Here is a 602-nt window from a genome sequence, read left to right as displayed (position 1 = left end):
GTTAGAGAGCACGAGCGTTACAAGCTACAAATGGACTGTACCATCGATCACAGCGGCAATATTTATGACGGCAGTTTGGTTGATTTTTCACTGGCAGGCGTCGGTGTTCAGACCTTTATTGAACCTGAGTTTAAGGTTGGAGACCGAGTTTCGGTGGTATCACCTCTTAGCATTCATATAGGAGAGGAAAATCCTTGCTTGATCGCCAATATAAAGAAGCAACCCAAAGGCTGGGTTATAGGCATTCGATTCGAGCAACCCATTACTATGACTGAAGATTTGAAAACCAAGTTGCTGGAACAGTCCTTTCTGACCAGCAACGTATGATTTAGTAAACTGAGGCGCATCAAGGCTATGATTGGCTAAAGCGCGTTGCAGCAAAGCTGTTGAGTAACCGATGCACGGCATAAGTAACAAGCAAAGTGACCACGATGGCAAACAGTATGCTGCTGACTCGATACAAAGCACTAAAAATCAGGTCACCATCGGGCGTGAGATACTGTCCGAATAAGATCCCTAAAGTAGTGAGGCCGCCAAAGCCTGCACCTGAACCACTGGATTCTTTCACATGCATGTAACTGAAGATCATCGCGCCAATCCAA

1 protein-coding gene and 1 pseudogene are annotated in these 602 nt (G+C 45.7%); one reads left to right on the top strand and one right to left on the bottom strand.

The features are described 5' to 3' along the window. On the top strand, positions 1-327 hold a 327-nt coding region (locus R7040_RS27980; RefSeq protein WP_318097819.1), incomplete at its 5' end, for a PilZ domain-containing protein. A gap of 25 nt (positions 328-352) precedes the next feature. On the opposite strand, the pseudogene R7040_RS27975 reads toward R7040_RS27980, so the two are convergent. Then, positions 353-602 (bottom strand): annotated as a pseudogene (locus R7040_RS27975) (1,4-alpha-glucan branching protein); the annotation flags it as partial.

This window comes from Vibrio sp. 1069 (assembly GCF_033340555.1).
Note: the sequence above shows the minus strand (reverse complement) of the source record. Positions and strands in the feature narration are given on the sequence as shown.